Here is an 18567-nt window from a genome sequence, read left to right as displayed (position 1 = left end):
GGCTATTCCGATGCTCAAACAAAGAGAGATAGATCCGGCGCTTGATGCGTCGATGATCCTGCTGGAAAAAAAAGTTCATAGTTTTGAACCGAAATGGCGCACCCGACAGGATTCGAACCTGTGACCTTCGCCTTCGGAGGGCGACACTCTATCCAGCTGAGCTACGGGTGCACTGACGGGAAAACCCGGCAGACGGGCATTTCGATGCGCCGACGCTTCGGTTCTTACAGGATGGCGGGTGCGGCTTCAACTGCTGAACATCCGTCATCGTCCAATTCCACCAATGATGACATGCGATGAGGCCGGAGCGTGCGGAGGGGCGAACCGCCCGTGCATTCTGGCCGACACCGGATGCACGCCGATCGCCGGCCTTCACATCGCGAGCCATGTATCGTTGGCTTCACGAAAGAAGCGGCGCCGATGTTGCGCTGCCGCCTCTTATAAATCCCCGGGTGGGTTGCTCTACAGACCCGCGGAGTGTTTTTCGATCAGCGCGCGCGCATCGTCCACCATCGCGGACGCGTCCATGCCCTTGCCGTCCATCTCGGCGATCCAGGCGTCGATCAGCGGCGACGCGGTCTCCTTCCAACGCTCGGTTTCGGCCTCGTCGAGGGTGATGATGTTGTTGTTGAAATCCTCGGCGATCTTGAGGCCGGCCTTGTCGCCTTCGTCCATGACGCGGCCGAACTCGGCCGCCGTCTCGAGGCCGGAATTCGCGTCGATGACTGCCTTCAGGTCGTCGGGCAGATTGTCGTAGGATGCCTGGTTCATCGCGAAGACGAAAGTCTGGGTGTAGAGGCCGTTGCCGCCGGAAAAGCCGGTGTGGTTTTTGACAAGTTCCGAAACTTTCAGCGAGGGCGTGACCTCCCACGGGATGGTGGTGGCGTCGATGACGCCCTTTGAGAGCGATTCCGAGACGGCCGGCACGGGCATGCCCACCGGCGTTGCGCCCAGCGCCTCGAGCATCTGGTTGATGACGCGCGAGCCGCCGCGAATCTTCACGCCGCGCATGTCGTGGAGCTTCTCGATCTGTCCCTTGGAGTGGATGAGGCCCGGCCCGTGCGTGTGCCAGGCGATGACCCGCATGCCGCTGAACTCGTCGGCGCAGTGCGTTTCGCAGAATTCGTGGAACGCCTTCGAGGTCGCCTCTCCGGTCGTCATGATGAACGGCAGCTCGAAGGTCTCCGTTGCCGGGAAGCGGCCCGGCGTGTAGCCGATGACGGTCCAGATCAGATCGACGACGCCGTCCGATACCTGATCGACGAGTTGCGGCGGTGTGCCGCCGAGCGCCATCGCGTCGTATTTTTCGACCTTGATTCGACCGCCGGAGTCGGCCATCACCTTCTCCGCCCAAGGCGTCAGCGCCTTTGCGGGAATGGTGGCCTGCGGCGGTAGCATCTGGTGAAGGCGCAGCGTCACTTCCTGCGCGAAGGAGCTTGCCGTAAGCGCGGCGAGCGAGGCCGCGGCAAGCAGGGCAGTCCTGAATTTCAACATGTCGTTTCCTCCCGAATGACACGAATTGTTATATAGCAGAACTGTTTTGTGGAAAAGGGGTTTGAGGCAATGGCGTGAAGCCTTCGGCGGCTACCCCTGCAGTCCGCCATGTATACATTTGCGGCGCGGGCGGATGGCATTTGCCGCCGCTGCATGCTACCCGCGCCATCATTCATGATGCATTTACGAGGAGACGTCATGCCTGCCACGTCCATTGCCAAGCCACCCTATCGTGCGGACCATGTCGGTAGCCTTCTGCGCCCTCAGGCGGTGAAGGATGCGCGCAAGCGGTTACATGAAGACCATGCGATCGACGCCGAGGAATTACGCGAGGTCGAGGACGAAGCGATCCGCGACGTCGTCAGGATGCAGGAGGAAGCCGGCCTTCTGGCGGTGACGGATGGTGAGATTCGCCGCTCGTTCTGGCACTATGATTTCATGGGAGACCTGACCGGCTTCGACATGGAGACGCGCGACGAGGGTGTGCAGTTCCATGGCGTGAAGCTGCGGCCGATCTTTCCGACCATCAAGGAAAAGCTCGATTTTCCGGCCGACCACCCGATGCTGGAGCACTATCGCTACGTCGCGTCGGTGACGAAGGTCACGCCGAAAATCTCGATCCCCGGACCAAGCTGCTGCCACTTCCGTACGGCCAAGGCCGACATCCATCCCAAGGAGTATCAGGACCCGGACGCGCTTTTCGCCGATCTCGCGAAGACCTATGCCAAGGCCGTGCAGGCGTTCTACGATGCGGGATGCCGCTATCTCCAGATGGATGATATCTTCTTCGCCTATCTGTGCGATCCCAAGCACCGCGCGGCGAAGGCCGCGGAGGGCGACGATCCGGATTGGCTGATCCAGCGCTATGCCTGGATGATGCACGAGGCGATCAAGGACCGTCCCGACGACATGGTCATCGGTATGCATATGTGCCGTGGCAACTTCCAGTCGACCTATGCGGCGGAAGGAGCCTACGATCCGGCGGCGGACGCGATCTTCAACCAGACCGACGTCGATATCTACTTCATGGAATATGACAGCGAGCGGGCAGGCGGCCTCGATCCGCTTCGCCTGCTGCCGAAGGGCAAGAAGCGGGTTCTGCCGGGCTTCATCACCACCAAGACGGGCGACCTCGAAAATCTGGACGATTTGAAGCGCAAGTTCGACGCAGCATCGAAATTTGCGGACATCGACCAACTCGGCATCGCACCGCAATGCGGTTTCGCCTCCACCGAGGAAGGCAACAAGATCACCGTCGACGACCAGCGTCGAAAGCTCGATCTCGTCGTCAAGACCGCGGAAACGATCTGGGGCGGCGTGGACAAGTAGGGCTGTTTTCGCTCAAGGGCCGTTCCGCCGCTGCGCGGCCGGCCTCGCGGGGCGCCGGACGACCGGCGGCCCGCAGTTGCTGGCCAGGCGCGCGGAGAGGCGGCATCTCGCATCTTGCCAGTTCGCGCGCCATCGGCTATTGACGCCGGCATGAGTATCCGTCGCGCCCCTTCTACCATTCGTCCGGCAGCCTTTGCCGGCGAGACCGTGCGCGCGCTTTTCTCCACGCTTCTTCTTCTCGGCCTTAGCGGCGATCGCCGGGCTCGCTGAAGGAGCGCCCGGCGGTCGATCCGCCGACGCTGGCGCCCATGCTCCTTGCCTCAACAGACCAATGAACAGTTAGAGCGCTGCTTGCGCCGGTGATGCGATCACCGTGCGAGCGCCGGAGAAAAGACGATGAACGAACAAACCCGCATCGGTAACGTAAAACGCCGCGGCATGGCCGACGCCTCGCAGAAGTACGAACCTTATCCGCTGATCGATCTCGCGGACCGCACATGGCCGTCGAAGCGCATCGAAAAGGCACCGATCTGGTGCTCGGTCGATCTGCGTGACGGCAATCAGGCGCTCGTCGATCCGATGGGGCACGACCGCAAGGAGCGGATGTTCAAGCTCCTGCTGGAGATGGGCTTCAAGGAAATAGAGATCGGCTTTCCCTCGGCTTCCCAGACCGATTTCGATTTTGCGCGCTGGTGCATCGAGGAAGGCGGCATTCCCGACGATGTCGACCTGCAGGTGCTGGTCCAGTGCCGGCCCGAACTGATCACGCGCACATTCGAGGCGCTTCAGGGCGCGAAGACGCCGATCGTGCATTTCTACAATTCGACCAGTGAATTGCAGCGGCGCGTGGTGTTCGCCAAGGACGTCGCGGGCATCAAGCAGATCGCGACCGACGCGGCCAAGATGGTCGCCGACATGGCGGCAAAGGCTGGCGGCGGATACCGGTTCGAGTACTCGCCCGAGAGCTTCACCGGTACGGAACTCGAGGTCGCGCTGGAAATCTGCAACGCAGTGGCCGAGGTGATCAAGCCGACTGCGGAGCACAAGCTGATCATCAACCTGCCGTCGACGGTCGAGATGTCGACGCCAAACATCTATGCCGACCAGATCGAATGGATGTGCCGACAGCTCGACAACCGGGAGAACCTGATCATCTCGCTGCACCCGCACAACGATCGCGGTACCGGCATCGCGGCGACCGAACTCGGCCTGATGGCGGGCGCGGATCGTGTCGAGGGCACGCTTTTCGGGAATGGCGAGCGGACCGGCAATGTCGACATCGTCACGCTGGCGCTCAATATGTACACGCAGGGTCTCGATCCCGAACTGGATTGCACCGACATCAACCGGATGAAGGATGTCTACGAGTATTCGAACCAGATGAAGATCGCGGAACGGCATCCTTATGTGGGTGAGCTCGTCTACACCGCCTTTTCCGGCTCGCATCAGGATGCGATCAACAAGGGCATGAAGGCGATCAAGACGGCGAACAAGCCGCTCTGGGAAGTGCCTTACCTGCCGATCGATCCGCAGGATGTCGGGCGCTCATACGAGGCGATCATCCGCATCAACTCGCAGTCGGGCAAGGGCGGTATCGCCTACGTACTCAGTGCGGATTACGGCTTGAACCTGCCGCGCAACCTGCAGGTGGAATTCAGCCAGGTGATCCAGCAAATTTCGGATTCCGAGGGCAAAGAGGTGTCTGCCAAGCGCATCTACGAGCGGTTTCTCGAAATCTATGTCGACCAGCCCGGTGCTCGCCTCAAGTTCGTGGACCACAACACCTATCCGGATACCGAGCAGAAGGGACGTCGGCTCGTCGAGGCGGTAATCGTGGATGGTGGCAAGGAGGTCAGGATTTCCGGCTCCGGCACCGGTCCGATCGACGGATTCGTCGATGCGCTGTCGCGCCATCTCGGCGTCGACCTGTCGGTGCTGGATTATTCGGAGCATTCCATGCAGCGCGGTTCGAACGCGGCGGCGATCTCCTACATGGAGGTGGAGCATCCAGCGGGCCGGATTTTCGGTGCGGGGATCAACACCAACATCGTGGCGGCATCGCTGGAAGCGGTTGTCTCGGCGGCCAATCGCATTCTTCGCTAGCCGGCCGTTTATCCACGATTTTTTTCAGTCGGCGCAACAATGGGTTGCGCCGACATTCCCTGTTCATCGCGACAGACGCCTTGTGATGCGTCGCGCGTTCCGTAAAGTGCCCTCTCTTTACCGACCACTGAAGGAAGGTCGAGCTTGCGGCGCACTTTGCCCCCCGCCGAACAGGTTCGCGATGCGCTTGGCCGTGTTCTTTCGAGCGAGACTTTCGCTCGTTCCGAACGCGCCCGCGCGCTGCTGACCTATATTGTCGATCAGGATCTTGCGGGACACGCAGATCGCCTGAAGGGCTTTTCGATAGCTGTCGATGTCTTCGGCAAGGCGGAAACGTTCGATCCCGCCACGGACACGGTCGTTCGCGTGCAGGCCGGGCGGCTTCGCGATCTTCTGGATCAGCATTATGCGGGCGCGGGCGCTCGAGACCCGCTGCGGATCAGCATTCCCAGAGGAAGCTACGTTCCCGACTATCACGCGTGCGAGGGCGACGAAGCGCGGCGCGTGGAGCCGGATCGCCCCGTCGCCCCTGAGGCGGCTTTAGAGCCTCAGCACGATACGGTTCGACCAGCCGGAACACTGCCCTCGTATCTGATGCGGCGTGGCCGCAACGTCGCTCTCGCAGCGGTTGCGCTGTCACTCGTGCTCCTCGGAGCCTTCGGCTTCCGCTTTGCAAACCCGCCAGGGAGTGCGACAGCGCAGGCAGAGGCCGGCATAGCCAAGGACGAACAGACAGGAACCGTCTCGTTCGATCTCGTTCCCTCCGTCTATTTGAATGCGAGCGCCGCCGCCGACGTCGTGAACCGTGTCTCGGAGACGCTGCGACGCGGATTGTCCGGTTTCGATTCCATCACCTTCATCGGCAGGCCGCCCGGCCCCGAGAAAACCCATCGCCGGACGGATTTCGTTTTCGAAGTGAAGCCCGGCGACGATGCGGGCGAGGTGCATTTGGAACTCGCAAACGTCGCGAGCGGAAAGGTCCTGCTGTCGCGCACGATCCATGCCTTGCCGGAAGACCAGTCTGCGACCACGAATCAGGTGGCGGACCTCCTGTCGTCGGTCGTGCCTGTGTCCGGCGCGATCTACACGAGCCTTGCGAATGACGGTTCGTCATCTCTGCTCGTTCGGTGCCTCGACCTCAATGAACGCTACTACCGCGACCAGAAGCCGAGCGCGCATCGTGCGGCGTATCGATGCCTGGAGGATGCGATCGCCTCCGGCGTCACGTCGCCGCTGGTGTTTTCGGAACTGGCCTCGCTTGAGATGCAGGCTGTGCTTGGCAACTTCACCTATCCGCCAGACCCGTCGGTAGAACAGGCGCTGGCCCATGCGCGCAACGCGGTTCAACTGGCACCGAACAGCGCCAACGCGCATCGCTCGATGGGATATGTGCTGTCGCGCACGGCCAGCCCGGACGAGTCATTGCGCTGGATGCGCAAAGCCTACGAGTTGAATACGTTCGATCTGGGCATGGCCGCATCCTACGGCTATGCGCTTATCTTTGCCGGCAGGTACGAGGAGGGTACGCCCATATTGCAGCGCGCGGTATCGTCCGCCAGCGCGCACCCGACATGGTGGGACTACGGACTGTTTCTCGGGCATTTCATGCTGGGTGACATGCAAGCCGCCGCGGATGCGCTGAGTCCTCTCGGTGCGAGCAAGCGGGCACATTACATCGCGGCCCGTCTGGTCGTGGCGAAGGCGCATCGGGACGAAACCGAAGCGAAGGCGCTTCTGTCCGCGTTACGGGAAGGAAATTCGGCTTTTGCAGCCAATCCAGAAGGTTTCTTCAGGAAGGGCAATTACCCGCAGGACATGTCCGTGCGCCTTGTTCAATCGCTGCGCGAAGCGGGGCTCATCGGAGCAAGCTGACGGTCGCTATCGCTTTACGCGCGCCGCGCTTCATGAAACCGTCCCACCTGTTAGACGGATTCGGGGGAGCAAAACGACATGGATCTTTTCGCGCATCAACAGGGCGAGGGCGGGACGCCGGTCGTGTTTCTTCACGGCTTTGCGGGAAGCCACGCGGTGTGGGGGACCATCCAGGCCGAGATATCGCGCGCGCGGCAGACACTTGCTTACGACCTTCCCGGCCATGGGCGATCGTCGAATTTTCCCGATGCGGGACCGGCAAAGCGCGCGGCCGATGCCATCATCCAGGATCTCCAAGCGCGCGGCATCGAGCGCGCGCATCTGGTCGGTCACTCGATGGGTGGCGCGATCGCGGCGCTGATCGCGATTCTCGACGCTCCGCGGGTCGCGTCGCTCACACTGCTCGCGCCGGGCGGGTTCGGGCCCGAGATCAACCATCGCCTCTTGAGCCGCGTCGCTGCCGCGGACACGGCCGAAACGCTGCTGCCGTGCCTCGAAGCGCTCCATGGCTGGATGTCGCCGGTCACGGACGAGGCCCTGGCGAGGGCGCTCACCATGCGCTCCGCGCCGGGTCAGCTCGACATACTGAAGACCATCGCGCGCGGACTCGTGCGCGATGGTCGCCAGGGGCAACTCCCGCGTGAGAAGCTTGATGCGCTCGACATGCCGGTTACGGTCGCGTGGGGCGAGATCGACAATGTCCTGCCGGTGCGGCACGCCCGGAGCCTGCCGCCGCAGTTCGCGGTGCATGTCTTCCCGGACCTCGGCCACATGTTGCCGGAGGAAGCGTCGGACGCGGTGATCCGCATCGTGGAGCGGACGATCGCTGCCGGGGACGCGGTCTGAGTGCGACCGTGAAACCCGGTGCGCAATCTCCACGATTGCCGTGATTTTGCCTGCGCGCTGTGTTAATCAACGATTAACCACACCCAGGAGGCGAGCGATGAGCGAGCCAGTCGAGAAATCCGCATTCGCCACAAAGCCTGAAAGCCGGCTCGCCGACGCGATACGCGACATGAAGAACGCTGTCGCCGATCGCGACGACGTCGTTGTCGATATCCGTGAAGCGCAGCGCACGCGTCTCGAGCTTCTGGCTGAAGACCTTGGACCTGTGTTCGCCGACATTCCGGTGGATGACGATCGTTTCGACCTCGCGATCTCAACCGGCTCGCAGCCTCGCCTGTGGATCGATTCCGTTGCGCACGTCACCATGGCGCGCGACCGTCGCACCTATCGCTTCCTGCGCGACACGCGGCTTGGCCGCGTCGTTTTGGCGGAATCATCCGACCTCAAGCCCGTCGCGGAGCAGGTCACGCGCTACATCGCGGAACGGGTCATCGAGCGCCGCAGGATTCTTGAGGGCGACAGCATTCCTGTGGTGATCCACACGCCGACGAAAGCGGATAGCCCGGCTCGCCTGGAAGCACCGCAGGTGCCTGCGAAGCGCGGATCGTCGGTCTTGCGGGGCGTGGCCATGATCATCATGGGCGGCCTGTTCGGCGTCGGTGCGATCCTGTTTCTCGCATGGATGCAGACGGCCTGACGACGGTCAGCCGGGCTCGCCCGAAAGCTGCTCGGTCGTAATCGTATGAACGGCGGCGTTGGTGTCGGACAGACCGCGCCGCGTCAGCGAAATGTTCCACGCGCCCGCCTCGCCACCAATCCCGATCATGTTGTACTGCCCGGCCGGATGGCTGCCTTTCGGCCCCTGGCCGGCGGCGGCCACGCCCACGACGGGCACAGAACCGTGCCGCCCATCAATGCGATATGTCGTGGGCAGATGCGTGTGCCCGTGCAGAACGAGCTCGGCGCCGTGCCTGCGCATCGTGTCCTGAAACCGTCCGATGCCGAGCAGGCGCTTGTGGGATGCTGCCGCGCCACGCACCGGCGGGTGGTGGATCATGATGACACGGCAGAGATCGCGCTCGTGAGCCTCGTCGAGAAGGGTGCCGAGACGGTCCGCCTGCTTCTCGCCGAAGAAGCCACTTGCCAGAAAAGGCGCGGTGGCACGCGCCGAGGAGACGCCGATCAGCGCCATGGGGCCGCGCACGCGCATATAGGGGAACTCGCCGCGTCGAGCGGAGCGGTGCATCCCGTCGCCGTGCATCCATGGTCCCCATGCCGCGCACGCCTTGTCCAGCGCGCCGGGAACATAGGCGTCATGATTGCCGGGGATGACGGAGACGTCGTTTCCGGGGCCGAGCTCTTCGAGCCAAAGCCGCGAAAGCTCAACTTCACCGGACAGTGCAAGGTTCATCAGGTCGCCCGACACCGCGATGTGGTCGGGCGCTTGCGCCTTGATGTCGTCCACGATCTGGTCGATCACGCCTTCATGCAGGTTTGCACGGCGGTTTCGGCGCCAGTTGATGTAGCCGGTTATGCGCTTGGTGATGAGATCGCGATAGGCTAGGTCGGGCAGCGGGCCGAGATGGATGTCTGAGAGATGGGCGAGCCTGAACATACTGTTTCTTTAGAGCATCCCTCCGAAGGGTGGGAACCGCATTTCGAAAGAAATCGAAGCCGCGCGCCTTTGTTCCTTCGGCCAGATCGCCGACCAGCCTTCCGCGAACCCGCTTTCGGGCGACGCACCAACCGCGACGAGCATCCATGAGCGACGATCTGCCTCACTTCATGCGCGAGCCGCTGTGGCGCCGATTGCGCACCAGGCTCTTTCATCTTTGGTTCGTGCTGCGCCGTCCGATGACGTTTGGCGTGCGCGGCGTGGTCTATGACGAAGCTGCGAACGCGGTCTTTCTCATCCGCCATACCTACGTGCCGGGATGGCAGTTGCCCGGCGGCGGCGTGGAGGCTGGTGAAACGGCGTATGAGGCGCTGGCGCGCGAACTCGAGGAAGAGGGCAACATCGTCCTCGACGGCACGCCGGCGCTGCTCAAATCACTGCATTTCAACCGCAATGTCAGCCGGCGAGACCATGTCGCGCTCTATCTGGTCAAATCCTATCGCCAGACCTCGCCGAAGACACCGGACATGGAGATCGCGGAGGCGGGTTTCTTCAGTCTCGATTCCCTGCCGGACGAGACCAGCCCGGCGACGCGCCGGCGGCTTGCCGAAATCTTCGAAGGCAAGCCGGCCGACGCCTACTGGTAGGACACCCGCCGCGTCAGGCTGCCTTCTTGAACCTGTCGCGATCATGCGCCGACGTGAAGTCGAGTTCCGGACCCTTTGGAATGATGCGCGTCGGGTTCACGGTCTCATGGCTGGCGTAGTAGTGCGCCTTGATGTGCAGCATGTTGACCGTCTCCGCGACACCCGGCACCTGATAGAGATCGCGCAGGTAGTTCGACAGGTTGGGATAATCGGCGACACGGCGCAGATTGCACTTGAAGTGCGCGTAATAGACCGCGTCGAAGCGGATCAAGGTGGTAAAGAACCGCCAGTCGGCCTCCGTCATGCGATCTCCGACAAGGTAGCGGCTCCGGGAAAGGCGGCGTTCCATCTCGTCCATCGCATCGAAAAGCTCGTCGAATGCCTCCTCGTACGCACCTTGCTTGGTGGCAAAGCCGGCGCGATAGACGCCGTTGTTGATCGACGGATAGATGCGGTCGTTGATCGCGTCGATGTCGCTTCTAAGGTGTGAAGGCCAAAGATCGACGGACGCATCACCCCATTCGTCGAAGGCCGAGTTCAGCATGCGGATGATCTCGGCGGACTCGTTCGAGACGATCGTCTGCTCCTTCTTGTCCCACAGGACGGGCACGGTCACACGGCCGGAATAGGTCGGATCGGCCCGCGTGTATATCTGGTGCAGGAACGCGCTGTCGTACAGAGTATCGCCCGTCGCGCCGTCTTCCTTCACGAACGTCCAGCCGTTTTCGCCCATGAAATGGTGCACGACATCGACCGAGATGACGTCCTCGAGCTTCTTGAGCTTGCGGACGATCAGTGTGCGGTGGGCCCACGGACAGGCAAGCGAAACATAGAGGTGGTAACGGCCCGGCTCCGCCTTGAAGCCGCGCTCGCGCCCCTCGGCCGGTGTTCCGTCCCTGGTGATCCAGTCACGAAACTGCGACTGCGAGCGAACGAACTTCCCGCCGCTCTTGGAGGTGTCGTACCATTCGTTCTTCCAGATGCCGTCGACCAGAAGGCCCATCGTCTCGCTCCTTGTGTTCGTTCCTATCTAGGGGCTCTTCACGTCGGGCAAAACGTCTCCAGTGCTGAACAGTTCGTCACGGCGGGAAAAATCTCCGATTGCAGGCGCACATCTTTGATGGTAGCGGAATTTTCAGCCGGATTTCCGGCGGGAGAACCATGGCAATGATCATCCGCTTCGAGCGACGACGAATGAGCTGAGACGCCCCTGGTGGCGTTGCGGCGCAGCCGCGCAGACCATTCTTCCAGCCTGAACCCGGATTGACACCATGAGCACCGCCGACGTGGCCTACGCGCCCGAGACTGCCGCGCACGACCTTGAAATCGAAGACATCAACGCCGAAGCCTTCGGGCCGGGCCGGTTTGCACGCGCGGCCTACAAGATCCGCGAGGGCGGACCGCATCGCCGGGACCTGTCGTTCGTCGCCATCGTAGACGGCAAGGTCATCGCCTCCGTCCGCATGACGGAGGTCGCTGCTGGCGAGGGCAGGGCGCTTCTGCTGGGCCCGCTCGCCGTGCGACCCGCATACAAGAACCTTGGGATCGGAAAGCGCCTCGTGGCCATCGCGCTCGATGCCGCCCGCAAGGATGGCTGCAGGCTCGTTCTGCTCGTCGGCGATGCGCCCTATTATGCCCCGCTCGGCTTTTCGAAGGTCGTGCCGTTCGGCCAGGTGGTGATGCCGCGCCCGGTCGACCCCAGGCGGCTCTTGGCGGCCGAACTTCAAGCCGGTTCGCTGGATAGCTTTGCTGGCAATGTGGTGCATGCCGATGTAGTTGCCGGCAATCGGAGCGTGGAACCCAGGCGCGACGTCGCCTGAACAAGAGCGCTGACGATCGTCAGCGCCCTTCGCGATACCACATCGAACCCATCGCCATCAGTAGCAAGGCCAGGCCGAAGAAACCACCGAACAGCGGCGTGCGACTGACCGAGCGCAGCGTGCTGTCATTGGTGGTCTGGAGGCCGATCCAGTCGCGTCCCGAGGGCTGCCCGCCCGCGCGGATCGGTACGACGTTCGGCACGCCGACCCCGCCCGTCACCGTCTGCTGGAGACGCCGCACGCTGCCGCCGGTTGCCTCGGCTGTCGGGCGGAGAACTTCGGTCGTGGACACGGTGTCCTGAAATTCGGGCGCATTGATCGGACCGACATGGGCGAGTGCGGTCAGATCGCCGTTTCCGATCTGGTAGAGGCCGATTTCGTCCGTCTCGACACTGCCGGTGAAGAGGCCGGGCGACGTTGCCGACAACGTCACGTTGAGCGTCTGGCCCGAGGGCGAAATGACGGTGGCCTGGCCGGGGTCCTCGCTCATGGTCTGGCGCGCGATGTCGAGCGTCATGCCGCGGCCCTCGGCCGTGAGGCGCTCTTCCTCCAGCTCGGGCTCCTTCATCAGCCAGTGCGCCATGCGGCGGTAGAGCGAGACGTGCGGTCCGCCGCCCTCGAAGCCGCGCGCCCACAGCCAGCCTTGATCGGACAGAAGCATGCCGACGCGGCCCTCGCCCTTGCGGTTGAGCACGAGAAGCGGGCGGTCTCCGGGGCCGTCCATCACGACCTCGCCGGTCGGGTTCTCGATGTCGATCAGGCGGAACCAACGGCTCCATTGCGGCGGTTCGGCAGCCGATCCCTCAAGTCCGCGTGTCACAGGGTGGCGTTGCCCGAGTTCCGTCAGGCGCGGATAGAACGCTTCCTCGATGACGTTGCCGGTCGGCATCGCGGGCAAAGCGGACATGAGGGGTGTGCGCGAGATCGACTGGCTGCCCGCATATTCCGGACCTGCCGCGATAAGCAACGCGCCGCCATTCTCCACATATTCGGCGATGTAATCGTAATAGAGGATCGGCAGCACGTCGCGATGCTGGTAGCGATCAAAGATGATCAGGTCGAAATCGTTGATCCGCTCCACGAAGAGCTCGCGCGTGGGAAAGGCGATCAGTGACAGCTCGTTAATCGGCGTGCCGTCCTGCTTTTCCGGCGGGCGCAGGATGGTGAAGTGGACGAGATCGACCGACGCGTCGGACTTCAACAGGTTGCGCCATGTGCGCTCACCGGCATGCGGCTCGCCCGAAACGAGCAGGACGCGGAGATTCTCGCGAATGCCGTCGACCACGGCGATCGTGCGGTTGTTGGTGTCGGTGAGTTCGCCCGGCGCGGTTTCGATCGCGAGTTCGACGATGTTGCGACCGGCATTGGGAAGCACGAACTGCAACGGTGTTTCCTCGCCGACGACTGCCTGCTCGACGGATACCTGCTCGCCATTGACCAGAACGCGCACCGTCACCGGGCCGCTCTCCGCGTCGGTGGCGAGGACGCGGTAGGTCATGTCCAAGGGACGCCCGACGATGCCGAAGCGTGGCGCCTTCTCGAACCGGATGCGTCGGTCCATCTCGTCTTCGTCGCCCGTAACCAGCACGTGCAGGGGCGCATGCATGGATTCGAGCTGGGCGGGAACGTCGTGAACCTGCCCGTCCGTGACCATCATCGCACCAGCCACGCGCGACGGCGGTACGTCGCGAAACGCGCTGTCGAGCGCGCCGAACAGCCGCGTCTCGGTCCGATCGTCTGCAGCATCCGCGCGGCCGGCTTCGACCACGCGCACGTCGAATTGCGGGAAGCGGGCAAGCCGCGACTGGAGGTCTTCGACGGCACGGTCAGTGACCGCAGCGCGGTCGCCGATATCCTGGCTTTGGCTGCGATCGACGATCAGCGCGACGACGCTCTGGAGGGGCTCGCGTTGCTCGTCGAGCAGGACGGGATTGAGAAGCGCAAGCGCGAGCGCGGCAAAGGCGGCGACCCGGAACAACGCCCCGCGCTGCCGCAGTGCCAGCCCTGCCAGTACGATCAGGGCGACGGGAATGAGGACGGCGCCTGTCCAGACCCAGGACAGGAGCGGCTCGAAACTGACCGACCAATTCATCTCACTGCCCCAGCCGTTCGAGGAGGACGGGCACGTGAACCTGATCGGATTTGTAGTTGCCGGTGAGCATGTACATCATGATGTTGACGCCGCCGCGCATGGCGTAGATGCGCTGCATCGGGTCAGACGGCACTGTCGGATACATCGGGCTGCCGCTGGCATCGATGGCCCACGCGCCCGCGAGATCGTTGGCGGTGATCATGATCGGGCTGACGCCATCGCCTGTGCGCACCGGCCTGTTGTCGACATTCGTCGCGTCGAGCGATGCCTCGACCCAAAGGGGGCTTCCCGCAAACCGCCCGGGAAAATCGGGCATGATGAAGAAGGTCTTCGTCAGGACGTGATCCGGCGGCACCGGTTCGAGCGGCGGCACGTTCATGTTGGCGAGGATTTCGCGCAGCCGGGCCGTGGACGGGCTGGCGGAGCTCGAATCGAAGCCGGTGGAATATTGATCGCGCGTGTCGAAGAGAACCGTGCCGCCCTGCTGCATATAGGCATCGACGCGGGCGAGTGCTGCCTCGGATGGCAGCGTGCCATTCTCGTCGATCGGCCAGTAGATCAGCGGATAGAAGGCGAGTTCGTCGGTTTCGATATCGACGCCGGCGGGATCGCCCGGCTCGAGCGCGGTCTTTTCGACCAGGTATCGCGACAGGCCGGCAAGGCCGGCGCGGCTTGTCGCGTCGATCGAGCTGTTCCCGGTCAGCACATAACCGATGCGGGTCTGGGAGATCGCGGCGATGGCTTCCGCGTCACCCGGCTGTGCGTCCTGCGCCTGTGCCGAGCCCGACATCACGATGCCGCCCGCAAGGACTAACGCTGCCACCGTCGCAGCGGTCGCTGTCGCGCGCGATCCGGGCCTGCGCCTGCGGTTCATCACGCCACCCATCCAGAACACCGCCAGCGTATCCAGCACCATGAACGCGAGCGCGGCCGCGACCAGCCAGCCCTTGAGGTTTATCGCCTCGTCGAACGCGTAACTCGCCTGCGTGACGGGAAGCGTCGTATCGGGGCGAACGATCGGCTCGAACCGGGCATCTTCGGCAAGCAGATTATGCGCGACCACGCCTTCCTCGGTTCCGTAGAGGCCCGGCGGGTTTTCGATCGTCACGGCCGGGGCCGCACTGATGACGAGCGGGCGGGCGTCGGGACCAGGCGGGACCAACTGGCCGTCAGCCGCGATCATGCGGTAGGGCGCAAGCGATCCGGCCGCGCCATCGGCGCTCGCGTCGATGCGACCCTGATTGCGCGACAGTTGGACGATACGGCGAAGCATCTCGACGAACGTACCCGAAATCGGCAGATTCGACCATGTCGCTTCCGGCGTCACGTGGAAGAGCACGAGCGTCCCGTCGCCACGCGGCGCGCCGGTGACCAATGGCGTCCCGTCGGCGAGGTTTGCCCAGGTCCGCTCGACGATGTCGGATGTCGGCTCGGCCAGAACCTGCCGGGTCACCGTCACCTCCGTCGGTGGCGCGAGGTCTGCAAAGGGGCTGCCGGCGGGAAATTCGGTCACCGATTGCGGTTCCGTCCACGAGAGCGTGCCACCCAACGCGCGTTCGCCGACGCGCAGGCGAACCGGCAGCAATGCCTCGTCATTCTCCGATGCGGCCAGGCGCGAACCCGCGAAACGAACCAGCATTCCACCGCCTTCCATCCAGTCGATGAGCTGCTGGCGCGCGGTATCGGGGAGATTGCCGACGTCTGCCATGACGATCATCGCTGGCCGCTGCTCGAGGATTTGCGGGATCGCCTCGGCGAGATCCGGGCTCGACGCCTCGACGAGGTCGGAGAACGGTTCGAGCGCGCGGCGGATGTAATAGAGCGGCGACAGGAGCGGCTGCGCCTGATCCGCCTCCGATTGCGAGATGAGGCCGACGCGGCGGCGGCGGGAATTCTCGTCGAGCACCCGAACGCTTGCTGCCTGTTCCTGCCCGTCGACGGCGATCGACACGAAATCGTTGCGTAGTTCGAAGGGCACGCGGAACTGGCCGGTGGCTTCGGTTTCGCCGGCCCCAAAGGCGAGCGTCGTCTCCGCGATCCTGCGGCCCCTGTCATCGAAGGCCGCAGCCGCTGCCTGCCGAGGCAACGCGTCGGCCGCCGGGCGAATGGCGGTGAAGCTGAAGGCTTCGGGCAGGTTCTCGCTATCCTTCACGCCGATCATCGCCAGTGCGGCGGGCTCGACCCAGATCAGATTGGCCGCGCTGCCCTGGAGCAGGCTTTCAAACGCGGTCTCGTCTCCGGGCGCCGACAATCCGTCGGAAAGGACAGCGACGGCTGCGCCGGGAAGGGCTTCGAGCGTCTGAGCCACCCGCGAGAACGTCGCCAGCCGGTCGGTGGGAACCGGGCGTGGCTGCGCTGCATTCAGCCTCTCCAGCGCCGTGCCGGCGTCGAAGGGGCCGATATCCTCGTTGGCGTGCTCCGCCGTGAAGGCCAGAACGATGGGCGCGCCTGCCTCATCCGCATCGTTGATGAAGCGTTCGGCCGTAGCGATCCTCACGTCCCAGTCCGATGCGCTGGCCCAGCCATTGTCCATGACGATGGCCACGGCGCTGCCGCCGGTCGGCGTCGCCTCGCGGGGGTTCAGCACCGGGTCGGCCAGCGCGAAGATGATCAGAGCCGCCATCAGCAAGCGCAGCAACGTAAGCCACCACGGGCTCTGATGCGGCGTCTCTTCCTTCTTCAGCACGCGCGCCAGTATGCGCAGCGGCGGAAACACTTCGATCTGAGGCTTCGGCGGCGTGAGCCGCAGCAGCCACCAGATCGCCGGCAGAGCAAGCAGGCCGAACAGGATCGCGGGGAAGCCGAAGGAAAATGGCAGCCAGCCCATCAGCGGCCCCCAGCCCGTGCGTCGGCGGTCATCGCCATGTGCACCTTGACCAAGGCGTCGGAGGCGAGGCGGTCGGTGTGATTGACCGTGTAGCTCCAGCCGAGCTTTGCGCACCACGATGCGAGTTCATGCCTGCGGGCCGCGTAGAGGTTGCGGTAGTCCTGCGACACCGTTTCGGCGCGACCCGCGGTCAAACGCTCACCGGTTTCAGGGTCGCGGAACTCTGTGCGGCCGGAATAGGGGAAGGTTTCCTCGGCGGGATCGGCAATTTCAATCAGATGCGCGCGCACGCCGCGCCTTGCGAGTGGATCGAGCCATTCTTGCGTTTCCTCGACCGGATCGAGGAAATCACCGGCGATGACCATGTCGCTGAAACGGCGCAGCGGCCGTAAATCCGGCTTTGCTGCGAGGGTGCTCGCGTGGAGCAAATGCGATGCCAGCCGCTCCGCGCCGTTGCGCGCGCTGAACGGGTCAGTGAGCCCAGGCCAGGCGATGCGTTCGCCGCTGCGCGACAGCAATTCGGCAAGCGCCAGAACGAGCACCAGCGCGCGCGATTCCTTCGAGACGGATGCGCCTTGCGATTTGTAGAGCATCGACGGAGACGGGTCGGCCCACAGCCAGACCGTATGGGCGGCCTCCCATTCCTTGTCGCGGATGTAGATATGGTCGTCGCGTGCGGAGCGGCGCCAGTCGATGTTCGATACGGCTTCGCCGTCGACATAGGGCCTGAACTGCCAGAAATTCTCGCCGATGCCGCGTTTGCGGCGGCCATGCCAGCCGGCGATCACCGTGTTGACGACGCGTCTTGCCTCGACCAGCAGGTCGGGCACCAGCGATGCGCGAAGGCGCGCACGGGCTAGCGCGTCGCGCGAGGCTACCTGAGCGACCGCCTCGCCGATCTGCGCCATCAGCCGGCGGCTCGCGCCAGTTGCGCTACGACGTCTCGTACGCTCACGCCTTCCGCCCGAGCGGCAAAGGTCAGAGCCATGCGGTGCTGCAGGACGGGTTCCGCCAGCGCGCGCACGTCGTCGACCGAGGGCGCGAGGCGTCCGTCATACAGAGCGCGGGCACGGGCGCAGAGCGTAAGCGCCTGGCTGGCGCGCGGGCCGGGACCCCACGAGACGTGCTTGTCGGTTTCCGCATTGCCCTGACCCGGCCGCGCAGAACGGACAAGCGTGAGTATCGCCTCGACCACACTCTCGGGAACAGGCATGCGCCGGATCAGCGTCTGGATTTCGCGCAGGCGTTCGGCCGTGAACACGTTTTCCGCCGTCGCATTGTCCGTGCCGGTGGTTTCCAGAAGGATGCGCCGTTCGGCAGCTAGATCTGGATAGAGGATATCGACCTGCATCAGGAAGCGGTCGAGCTGCGCCTCGGGAAGCGGGTAGGTGCCTTCCTGCTCAAGCGGATTCTGTGTCGCCAGCACATGGAACGGCGCGGGAAGGTCGTGCCGCTGGCCGGCCACCGTCACATGATATTCCTGCATCGATTGCAGCAGAGCGGATTGCGTGCGCGGCGATGCGCGGTTGATCTCGTCGGCCATCAGCAACTGGCCGAAAATCGGTCCGGGAATGAAGCGGAAGGAACGCCGGCCGGTCTCGTCCTGCTCCATCACTTCCGAGCCGAGAATATCGGACGGCATCAGATCGGGCGTGAACTGGATGCGGCGGCCATCGAGGCCGAGCACGGTGCCCAATGTCTCCACCAGCTTGGTCTTTGCGAGGCCCGGCACGCCGACAAGAAGGGCATGGCCGCCCGCCAGAATCGCCACAAGCGTGCGCTCGACCACGCTTTCCTGGCCGAAGATGACCTTGCCCACCGCGTCGCGGATCGTCGAGATGTCGGCAAGTGCCTTTTCGGCCTCCGCGATCATCTGCGTTTCGCTGAGGGCGGGTTCCTTGATCATCACACTCATTGGGCTT

At 63.8% G+C, this 18567-nt stretch carries 14 protein-coding genes and 1 tRNA gene; 7 read left to right on the top strand and 8 right to left on the bottom strand.

From position 1 onward, the window contains the following. Nucleotides 1-94 precede the first annotated feature (94 nt). A tRNA-Arg gene (locus tag AAFN55_RS22320) sits at nucleotides 95-171 on the bottom strand. Nucleotides 172-462: 291 nt separating this feature from the next. Continuing rightward, nucleotides 463-1494 carry a TRAP transporter substrate-binding protein gene (locus tag AAFN55_RS22315; protein ID WP_347801192.1) on the bottom strand — a complete coding sequence of 344 codons (1032 nt, stop codon included), beginning with the start codon at nucleotides 1492-1494 and terminating at the stop codon, nucleotides 463-465. A gap of 198 nt (nucleotides 1495-1692) precedes the next feature. Between AAFN55_RS22315 and AAFN55_RS22310 the strand changes: the two genes are divergently transcribed. The 5 genes from AAFN55_RS22310 (at nucleotide 1693) to AAFN55_RS22290 (ending at nucleotide 8341) form a co-directional block, all read left to right on the top strand. Then, nucleotides 1693-2823 (top strand): 5-methyltetrahydropteroyltriglutamate--homocysteine S-methyltransferase, encoded by a 1131-nt coding sequence (locus AAFN55_RS22310; protein WP_347801191.1) that lies wholly within the window; start codon nucleotides 1693-1695, stop codon nucleotides 2821-2823. A gap of 438 nt (nucleotides 2824-3261) precedes the next feature. Further along, the gene (gene leuA, locus AAFN55_RS22305; protein WP_347801465.1) at nucleotides 3262-4926 is read left to right on the top strand and encodes a 2-isopropylmalate synthase; all 1665 of its coding nucleotides are present in this window, start codon (nucleotides 3262-3264) and stop codon (nucleotides 4924-4926) included. Nucleotides 4927-5070: 144 nt separating this feature from the next. Continuing rightward, nucleotides 5071-6798: a hypothetical protein gene (locus AAFN55_RS22300; protein ID WP_347801190.1), complete on the top strand. Its 1728-nt coding sequence runs from the start codon at nucleotides 5071-5073 to the stop codon at nucleotides 6796-6798. A gap of 78 nt (nucleotides 6799-6876) precedes the next feature. Beyond that, nucleotides 6877-7644 carry an alpha/beta fold hydrolase gene (locus AAFN55_RS22295; RefSeq protein ID WP_347801189.1) on the top strand — a complete coding sequence of 256 codons (768 nt, stop codon included), beginning with the start codon at nucleotides 6877-6879 and terminating at the stop codon, nucleotides 7642-7644. A gap of 97 nt (nucleotides 7645-7741) precedes the next feature. Beyond that, nucleotides 7742-8341, top strand: coding sequence for a hypothetical protein (locus AAFN55_RS22290; protein ID WP_347801188.1), 600 nt, complete (start codon nucleotides 7742-7744; stop codon nucleotides 8339-8341). 6 nt (nucleotides 8342-8347) lie between these two features. Here the strand turns inward: AAFN55_RS22290 and AAFN55_RS22285 are convergent, their stop codons facing one another. Next, nucleotides 8348-9259: a metallophosphoesterase gene (locus tag AAFN55_RS22285; protein WP_347801187.1), complete on the bottom strand. Its 912-nt coding sequence runs from the start codon at nucleotides 9257-9259 to the stop codon at nucleotides 8348-8350. 146 nt (nucleotides 9260-9405) lie between these two features. Between AAFN55_RS22285 and AAFN55_RS22280 the strand changes: the two genes are divergently transcribed. Further along, nucleotides 9406-9906: an NUDIX domain-containing protein gene (locus AAFN55_RS22280; protein ID WP_347801186.1), complete on the top strand. Its 501-nt coding sequence runs from the start codon at nucleotides 9406-9408 to the stop codon at nucleotides 9904-9906. A 13-nt stretch (nucleotides 9907-9919) separates the two neighbouring features. Here AAFN55_RS22280 and AAFN55_RS22275 read toward each other — a convergent pair whose 3' ends face one another. Beyond that, complete coding sequence (locus AAFN55_RS22275) at nucleotides 9920-10909, bottom strand: glutathione S-transferase family protein (protein ID WP_347801185.1); 990 nt, start codon at nucleotides 10907-10909, stop codon at nucleotides 9920-9922. A gap of 268 nt (nucleotides 10910-11177) precedes the next feature. On the opposite strand from AAFN55_RS22275, the gene AAFN55_RS22270 reads away from it, so the two are divergent. Then, on the top strand, nucleotides 11178-11726 hold the full coding sequence (locus AAFN55_RS22270) for an N-acetyltransferase (protein ID WP_347801184.1): 549 nt from the start codon (nucleotides 11178-11180) through the stop codon (nucleotides 11724-11726). A 19-nt stretch (nucleotides 11727-11745) separates the two neighbouring features. Here AAFN55_RS22270 and AAFN55_RS22265 read toward each other — a convergent pair whose 3' ends face one another. From AAFN55_RS22265 to AAFN55_RS22250, 4 genes are read right to left on the bottom strand one after another with little or no spacing between them, the layout of a single operon-like run. After that, entirely contained in the window at nucleotides 11746-13818 is a 2073-nt protein-coding gene (locus AAFN55_RS22265) for a hypothetical protein (protein WP_347801183.1), read from the bottom strand. A 1-nt stretch (nucleotide 13819) separates the two neighbouring features. Then, nucleotides 13820-16645 (bottom strand): DUF4159 domain-containing protein, encoded by a 2826-nt coding sequence (locus tag AAFN55_RS22260; protein ID WP_347801182.1) that lies wholly within the window; start codon nucleotides 16643-16645, stop codon nucleotides 13820-13822. Beyond that, complete coding sequence (locus tag AAFN55_RS22255) at nucleotides 16645-17553, bottom strand: DUF58 domain-containing protein (RefSeq protein WP_347801181.1); 909 nt, start codon at nucleotides 17551-17553, stop codon at nucleotides 16645-16647. Before AAFN55_RS22255 ends, AAFN55_RS22260 begins: the two co-directional genes overlap by 1 nt. After that, on the bottom strand, nucleotides 17553-18560 hold the full coding sequence (locus AAFN55_RS22250; protein WP_347801180.1) for a MoxR family ATPase: 1008 nt from the start codon (nucleotides 18558-18560) through the stop codon (nucleotides 17553-17555). The genes AAFN55_RS22255 and AAFN55_RS22250 overlap by 1 nt, the downstream gene beginning before the upstream one ends. Nucleotides 18561-18567: the final 7 nt, after the last annotated feature.

This window comes from Mesorhizobium sp. CAU 1732, from assembly GCF_039888675.1.
GTDB lineage: Bacteria > Pseudomonadota > Alphaproteobacteria > Rhizobiales > Rhizobiaceae > Aerobium.
This window is presented reverse-complemented; position numbering and strand designations above follow the sequence as displayed.